Source organism: Sphingomonas sp. FW306-05-A (assembly GCF_058782275.1).
Map to the genome: position 1 here is coordinate 277,274 of NZ_JBYSXN010000001.1, position 7,930 is coordinate 285,203.

The window sequence follows — 7,930 nt, forward strand, 5'->3', positions numbered from 1 at the left end:
GGCGGCATCGCCTCCGCCTTTCCTCTGCATTTCTTCCCCGGCGAAGGCCGGGGCCCAGTCGAGGGCGGGTAGTGGCGTGTGCTGCGCTCAATAACCTCGACCTTCGCTACTGGGCCCCGGCCTTCGCCGGGGAAGCGCGTGAAGGGAGAGAGGGAATGGTTTGAAACCACCCCAACCTTGTTGCACCGCACCAGCCGCCCTATCTCCCGGACAACAAACGGGGGCTTGATGGACAGTATACTTTCGGTCGCGGGGGTCTCGAAGACCTACGCATCAGGCCATCACGCGCTTCAGTCGATCGACCTGTCGATCAACCGAGGCGAGATCTTTGCGCTGCTTGGCCCCAACGGTGCGGGCAAGACGACGCTCATCTCGATCATCTGCGGCATTGTCACGCCCACCACCGGCAGCGTCACCGTCCTCGGCCACGATGCGCTGACCGATTTCCGCAGCGCACGACGCGCGATCGGGCTCGTCCCGCAGGAACTGTCGGTCGACATGTTCGAGACCGTCATCGCCACCGTCCGCTTCAGCCGCCGCCTGTTCGGGCGCGGCGCGAACGAGGCGTATCTCGAACAGGTGCTGCGCGACCTGTCGCTGTGGGACAAGCGTAACGCCAAGATCATGGAACTGTCGGGGGGTATGAAGCGCCGCGTGCTGATCGCCAAGGCGCTCAGCCACGAACCCGACATCCTGTTCCTCGACGAACCCACCGCGGGCGTCGACGTGGCGCTCCGCCGCGACATGTGGAAGCTGGTCCACCGGCTGCGCGAAAAGGGCACGACAATCATCCTGACGACGCATTACATCGAGGAGGCCGAGGAAATGGCCGACCGCGTTGGCGTCATCAACAAGGGTCAGTTGATCCTCGTCGAAGGCAAGGCCGAGTTGATGAAGAAGCTCGGCAAGCGTCAGATGCTGATTGCGTTGCAGGAACCGCTCGACACCGTCCCGGGGGACCTTTCCGACTGGGACGTCGCGCTTGAGAATGACGGCAAGACGCTGCGCTACATCTTCGATGCGCAGGCCGAGCATACCGGCATCCCCTCGCTGCTGCGCAAGCTCGCGGAGCTCGGGATCGGGTTCAAGGATCTCGAGACCTCGAAATCGAGCCTCGAGGATATTTTCGTCGACCTGGTCGAAAAGAAGGACGCGGCATGAGCGGCACCGACAAAGCCCCCGCGATCAATTTCAACGGCATCTGGGCGATCTATCGCTTCGAAATGGCGCGGGGTCTGCGCACCTTGTGGCAGAGCCTCGTCACCCCGGTGATCACCACCTCGCTCTATTTCGTCGTGTTCGGCGGCGCGATCGGGTCGCGGATCAGCACGGTCGGCGGGGTCGGCTATGGCAGCTTCATCGTGCCCGGCCTCATCATGCTGTCGCTGCTGACGCAGAGCATCGCCAATGCCTCGATCGGCATCTACTTTCCCAAATTCACGGGTACGATGTTCGAGCTTCTCTCCGCGCCCGTCTCGGCGATGGAGATGGTGGTCGGCTATGTCGGTGCCGCCGCCACCAAGTCGATCGTGATCGGTCTGATCATCCTTGCGACCGCGGCGCTGTTCGTGCCGCTGCAGATCGTCCACCCGTTTGCGATGCTTGCGTTCCTAGTGCTGACCAGCGTGACCTTCAGCCTGTTCGGCTTCATCATCGGCATCTGGGCGAAGGGGTTCGAACAGCTCAATTTCATCCCCGCGCTGCTGATTACCCCGCTGACCTTCCTGGGCGGCGCCTTCTACTCGATCGACATGCTGCCGCAGCCGTGGCGGACGGTCAGCCTGTTCAACCCGGTGGTCTATCTGGTGAGCGGCTTCCGCTGGGCGTTCTTCGACAAGGGCGATGTGTCGGTCGGGCTGAGCCTCGGCGTCACCGCGCTGTTCCTGGTGGTGTGCCTCGGCGTCGTCGGATGGATCTTCCGCAGCGGATGGCGGCTCAAGAACTGACGCGGGGGCGGGTCAGAACCGCTTGCTGATCCGCAACCGGCCTTGCGCCGCGCTTTCTCCCGCCGCGCCGCGCAAGCCGATTTCCATGTCGACCATCCATTGCAGCATCAGGCTCCAGCGGCTTCCGAGCGACAGCTGAAATTGCTCGCGCTGCCAGCCGGTGCCGCGAATGCGATAGGTCGCCAGACCGCTGAAATCGGCATAGTCGAGGCTTTGTACCCCGGCGGTCTGGAATTCGTGGAGCCATTCCGCCGCGATCCGCGGGCTGACCCGCGCGAAGCCGAGGTCGTGCGCGATCTCGAACCGGCCACCGACGACCCCGGTCAGCGATCGCACACTGCGGTCGTCGAACCGCAGCGCATAGCGTGCGACGCCTGTTTCGGAATAGCCGTCGAGCGTTCCGTCCAACCATTCCAGGCGACCGTAGCCCGACCAGCGCAGACCGTCGTTTTGGCGGTCGACGCCGGCCGATACCGCGCCGAACGTCATGCCGCCCTCGCGCTTGCCCAGGGCAACTTCGCCGGTTGCGGCAATCGCCCGCCGTGTCCGGTAATCGAGGCTGCCGTGACCGATCATCGCATCGACGAACGTGCCGTTTAGGGGCGCGAAGCTGCCGTACGCCGCGAACACCTTGGTTTCGCTGCGGATGCGCGCCGCCTCGCCGTCGATCCGGCTGACGTCGCTGCCATAGCCGCCACCGAGGCCGATCGTCGCCCAATCGGCGATGCGCAGATCGGCACCGGTCGAGAGCCCGCCGCTTGCCAGCGTGATCTTTGCCCGGCCCGATCGCCGGTCGAGCGTCCCGACTTCGATCGACCCGCCGGTCCATAGTGCGATGTCGCCGACCGGACGCGGCCCGACAGTCGCCGCGTCACTGTGCGGCGCGTCGTCGCGCTCGGGCAGGTCGCTCCCCCGTTCGCTTCCGATCGCGCGTCCGGGCAGGGTGGCCTCCGCGATGCTTCTGGACACGAAGCGGTCACGGTCGAGCCCGTCCGGCGATAGCGTCGGGTCCCGTCCGGACACACGCGGGTCGCCGGGGGTCAGTACCGCATCGCGCAGATTGACCGCGATTCCCAGCGGATTGGTCGCGCCGCCACCGTGATGGAGTTGCTGCGTGCGAGCCATGAAGTTGGAGACCTGCGTACGCGCGAAACGGCGCGCGGTTTCCGCCTGCGCGTCCGTGATCGCGCGCACCACCGGGTCGGCGGACGGGTCTGGACGCGCGGTCACCGTAACCGTCACCGTGGCGGGGGCGGACAGGCCGAAGGCATTGCCGATACGATAGCGCACGACCACGGTTCCGCCGAAATGCGGCTGGGTCGTCACGTCGAGCCGGTAGCTCGGTTGCGCCGCGGTGCCGCCCTGGACGATACGGGCGGTGGCGGCGTCGGCGGGGCTGACCGCGTCGATCGTCGCGCCAGTGAACGGGCCGCCGATCGCGCCTTCGGTCAGCTCGACCGATACGGTCTGCGCATCCCCGATATTGGCGGACTTGGCCAGCGCGGTCGGGGGCTGGCCGGTGACAGTGATCTCCACCGTTGCGGGGAGCGACCGTCCGCCCGGGCCGACCGCGACGAACTGGAAACTGTCCTTGCCCGCATAGCCCGGGTTGGGCTCATAGGTGGCGGTCCAGTCGCTCACGGCGAGCGCGCGTGCCCGTCCCGTGCTTCGCGCGGCGGCTGTCGTTCCGCGCAGCGTGACGGTTCCGTGCGCGGGGGGCGTGGCGATTTCGATCGTGGCGAAAGTGCCTGAAACGAGCTTGCCGAGGTCGATCCCCACGCTCGCGCCGCCTTCGACGGTAGTGCCCGCGGTGTCGACGTTGACGGGTTCGGCGACCGGCACTGGGGGGCGCGCGATCGTCACGCTTACCGTTGCCGCGGGGGAATTCCCCCCGGGGCCGGTCGCGATGTAGCTGAAGCTGTCGCTGCCAAAGCTGCCGGCGGTCGGGACATAGGTTGCGGTCGCGCCGCTGATCGTCACGCTACCCTTGGTGGGCGCAGTAGCGAGCGCGACGCTGCTATAGACGCCGCTCGGTTGCAGCACGATGGCCTGTCCTGCGCTGTCGAACGCGACGTCGGCGGAAACGTTCGCCGCGCCGGGCGTGGCGGGGGTAGCGACCGTCACGCTGACGGTTGCAGGCGGCGAGGTGCCACCAGGGCCGGTCGCGGTATAGGTGAAGCTGTCCGCGCCGAAGCTGCCGGGGGTCGGTATGTAGGTTGCGGTCGTACCGCTCAGCGTCACCGTTCCCTTGGTCGGGGCGGTAGCAATGGCAACGGTGGTAAAGACGCCGCTCGGCTGCAGGGCGATCGCCTGTCCCGCGCTCTCGTACGCAACGTCAACCGTGCTCCCCGCAGCGCCCGGGGTGGCAGGCGTGGCTATCGTCACGCTGATCGTTGCGGGTGCCGAGGTGCCGCCCGGCCCGGTCGCGGTATAGGTAAAGCTGTCCGCGCCGAAACTGCCGGGGGTCGGTATGTAGGTTGCGGTCGTGCCGCTCAACGCCACCGTTCCCTTGGTCGGGGCGGTAGCGATCGCGACGGTCGTGTAGACGCCGCTCGGCTGCACAGCGATCGCCTGTCCGGCACTGTCGTACGCAACGTCGACCATGCTTCCCGCCGCGCCCGGGGTGGCGGGTGTGGCGATCGTCACGCTGACGGTCGCTGGCGCTGAGGTGCCGCCCGGCCCGGTCGCGGTATAAGTGAAGTTGTCGGCGCCGAAGCTGCCGGGGGTCGGCACATAGGTTGCCGTCGTCCCGCTCAGCGTCACGGTCCCCTTGGTCGGGGCGGTCGCGATCGCGACGGTAGTGTAGACGCCGCTAGGCTGCAGAGCGATCGCCTGTCCGGCACTGTCGTACGCAACGTCGACCGCGCTCCCCGCCGCGCCCGGGGTGGCAGGCGTGGCTATCGTCACGCTGACGGTGGCAGGCGCAGACGTCCCACCGGGCCCGGTCGCGGTATAAGTGAAGCTGTCAGCGCCGAACCTGCCGGGGGTCGGTATGTAGGTTGCGGTTGTACCGCTCAGCGTCACCGTTCCCTTGGTTGGGGCGATCGCGATCGCGACGGTCGTATAGACGCCGCTCGGCTGCAACGTGACCGCCTGTCCGGCACTGTCGTACGCAACGTCAACCGTGCTCCCCGCCGCACCCGGTGTGGCGGGTGTGGCGATCGTAACGCCGACGGTCGCTGGCGCTGAGGTGCCGCCCGGTCCGGTCGCGGTATAGGTGAAGCTGTCCGCGCCAAAACTGCCTGGGGTTGGCACATAGGTCGCCGTCGTGCCGTTTAGCGTCACCGTTCCCTTGGTCGGGCCGGTGGCGATAGCAACGGTCGTATAGACGCCGCTCGGTTGCAGTGGGATCGCTTGCCCGGTGCTGCCATAAGCAACATCGACCGTGCTCCCCGTCGCGCCCGGGGTGGCGGGTGTGGCGATCGTCACGCTGATCGTCGCGGGTGCTGAGGTGCCGCCTGGCCCGGTGGCAGTATAGGTAAAGCTGTCCGCGCCGAAGCTGCCGGGAGTCGGCACATAGGTCGCTGTCGTGCCACTCAGCGACACCGTTCCCTTCGTCGGGGCTGAAGCGATCGCGACGGTCGTGTAGACTCCGCTCGGTTGGAGCGGGATCGCCTGTCCGGCGCTATCGTACCCGACGTCCACAGTGCCCGCTGCGGCGGTTGGAACGGCAGGCGTGGCAACCGTCAGGCTGACGGTCGCAGGCACCGACGTGCCACCCGGCCCGGTTGCGCTGTACGTGAAGCTGTCCGCACCGAAATATCCGGCCGTCGGCGTATAGGTTACGATGTCACCGGCGACACTCGCGGTGCCATGCGCTGGCGCAGTGACGATCGCGACGCCATCGTGCGCACCCCCGCCGATGCTCGCGGTGAGGTCGATCGCGGTGCCGGTGCTGTCATAGGCAATCGACGCGGTGCGGTCGGCGGCGGTTGGCGCGGCGAGGACCGTAACCGACTGGCTGATCTGGGGGGCGGCATCGTAATCGCTCGTCCCGGCCTGATCGGCGAGGATGACGCAGCTTCCTGCTGCGGTGAAGGTAACGGTCCCCCCGGTCGCGGCACACAGACCCGCGCTGGCGGGCGCGATCGTAAAGACCGGCGTCAGGGTCGCGGACGATTGTGCGGCCACCGTATAGGTCCCGCCGACGATTGCCGGGGCAGGGGGCGTGGAGGTGAAGCCGAGCGTCTGGCTGCCCTTGCCGATCGTGCCGCTGACCGTGCTGCCGGTGGCGGTGGTCGGCGGACTGGCGGAGTCGGCGACCGTGATGGCATAACTGAACGCCCCGGCGCTGGTGAGGGTGCCCCGCACCGCCCCGGTCGCCGCATCCAGGCTGGCACCCGCCGGCAGCGCACCGCTTGCGAGCGTGAATTGGTACGGCGCAACCCCGCCCGTCACCGTATTGTCCTGGCTGAACGCCGCGCCGACGACAGCGGTTGCCGACGGATTGCTCGACAGCGCGAGCGTCGCCGGCAGCACGGAGAAGCTGCGCGTCACCGTCGGCGCGGCGTTCCAGTTGGTGTCGCCCGGCTGGTCCGCGGTGACGGTGCACGTGCCTTGCGCGATCAGCGAGAGCGTCGTCCCCGCCACCGTACAGATCCCTGTCGTGCCGCTCGCGAACTCCACCGCCAGTCCTGACCCTGCGGTGGCGGACAGGGTCAGCGGGGATGCCGACAGCGAGGCGTCGGACAATCCCGCGAAACTGACGGTCTGGTCGCCTTTTGCGACGGTGACGCTCTGCTGCACGAGCGATGCGGCGGCGTAACTGGCGTTGCCCGCCTGATTGGCGTCGATCAGGCACGTCCCCGTCGCATTAAAGGTGACGTTGCCACCGGACAGCGTGCAGATCGCGCTGCTGGCAGGGGCGATCGTCAGGTCGACCGGAAGCCCCGATGTCGCGGTCGCGGCTGGGGAGTATGGTGCGCCGCCGACGCGGGCATTGCCCGGTGCGCTCGTCGCGAAACTGATCGTCTGGCTGGCCACGGTCACCGCAAAGCTCTGCTGAACCTGCGTTGCCGCATCATAATTCGCGTTGCCCGGCTGGTCGGCGTTGATGCGGCATGTCCCGGCCCCGGTAAAACTGACGACGCCAGCGGCGATGGTACAGACGCTGTTGCTCGCCGGATCGATCGTGAAGGCCACGGGCAGCCCCGATGTAGCGGTCGCGCTTGGCGTATACGTCGCCCCGCCGACGACGGCGGCGACTGGCGCAGTCGAAGTGAAGCCGATCGTCTGGCTCGCCGCACTTACGGTGAAACTCTGTTGGGCCTGCGTTGCTGCGGCATAACTGGCGTTGCCCGGCTGGTCGGCGTTGATCCGGCATGTTCCCGCACCGGTGAAACTAACGACGCCACCGGAGATGGCACAGATGCCGTTGCTTGTGGGATCGATCGTCAACGCGATGGTCAGTGCCGATGTCGCCGTCGCGCTCGGCGTATAGGTCGCGCCGCCGACGACCGCAGCGACCGGCGCGGTCGAGGTAAAGGCGATCGTCTGACTCGAAGCGCTCACCGTGAAGCTCTGCTGCACCTGCGTCGCCGCGGCGTAACTGGCGTTGCCCGGCTGGTCGGCGTTGATCCGGCAGGTTCCCGTACCGGTGAAACTGACGACGCCCGCGGCAATGGCGCAGATCGCGTTGCTGGCAGGATCGATTGTGAACGCGACGGTCAGTGCCGATGTCGCGGTCGCGCTCGGCGTATAGGTCGCCCCGCCGACGACCGCAGCGACTGGCGCGGTCGAGGTAAAGGCGATCGTCTGGCTCGCCGCACTCACGGTAAAACTCTGCTGGACCTGCGTTGCCGCCGCGTAACTGGCGTTGCCGGGTTGGTCAGCGTTGATCCGGCATGTTCCCGCACCGGTGAAACTGACGACGCCACCGGCGATGGTGCAGATGCTGTTGCTCGCAGGATCGATCGTGAAGGCGACAGTCAGGCTCGATGTCGCGGTCGCGCTGGGCGTATAGGTCGCCCCGCCAACGACCGCAG

3 protein-coding genes are annotated in these 7,930 nt (G+C 67.2%); 2 read left to right on the plus strand and 1 reads right to left on the minus strand.

Annotated elements, in window-relative coordinates:
- Positions 1-228: 228 nt before the first annotated feature.
- Both AC3WJR_RS01410 and AC3WJR_RS01415 read left to right on the plus strand, forming a co-directional pair.
- Positions 229-1,161 carry an ABC transporter ATP-binding protein gene (locus AC3WJR_RS01410; protein WP_492721649.1) on the plus strand — a complete coding sequence of 311 codons (933 nt, stop codon included), beginning with the start codon at positions 229-231 and terminating at the stop codon, positions 1,159-1,161.
- Positions 1,158-1,946 (plus strand): ABC transporter permease, encoded by a 789-nt coding sequence (locus AC3WJR_RS01415; RefSeq protein ID WP_492721651.1) that lies wholly within the window; start codon positions 1,158-1,160, stop codon positions 1,944-1,946. The genes AC3WJR_RS01410 and AC3WJR_RS01415 overlap by 4 nt, the downstream gene beginning before the upstream one ends.
- Before the next feature lie 12 nt (positions 1,947-1,958).
- Here AC3WJR_RS01415 and AC3WJR_RS01420 read toward each other — a convergent pair.
- Positions 1,959-7,930, minus strand: a 5,972-nt coding sequence (locus AC3WJR_RS01420; protein WP_492721653.1) for an Ig-like domain-containing protein, incomplete at its 5' end; no start/stop codon positions are given.

Excerpts from the sequence above, each read along its gene's own strand:
- AC3WJR_RS01415 (WP_492721651.1), top strand. The coding sequence starts at position 1,158 with ATGAGCGGCACCGACAAAGCCCCCGCGATCAATTTCAACGGCATCTGG.
- AC3WJR_RS01410 (WP_492721649.1), top strand. The coding sequence starts at position 229 with ATGGACAGTATACTTTCGGTCGCGGGGGTCTCGAAGACCTACGCATCA.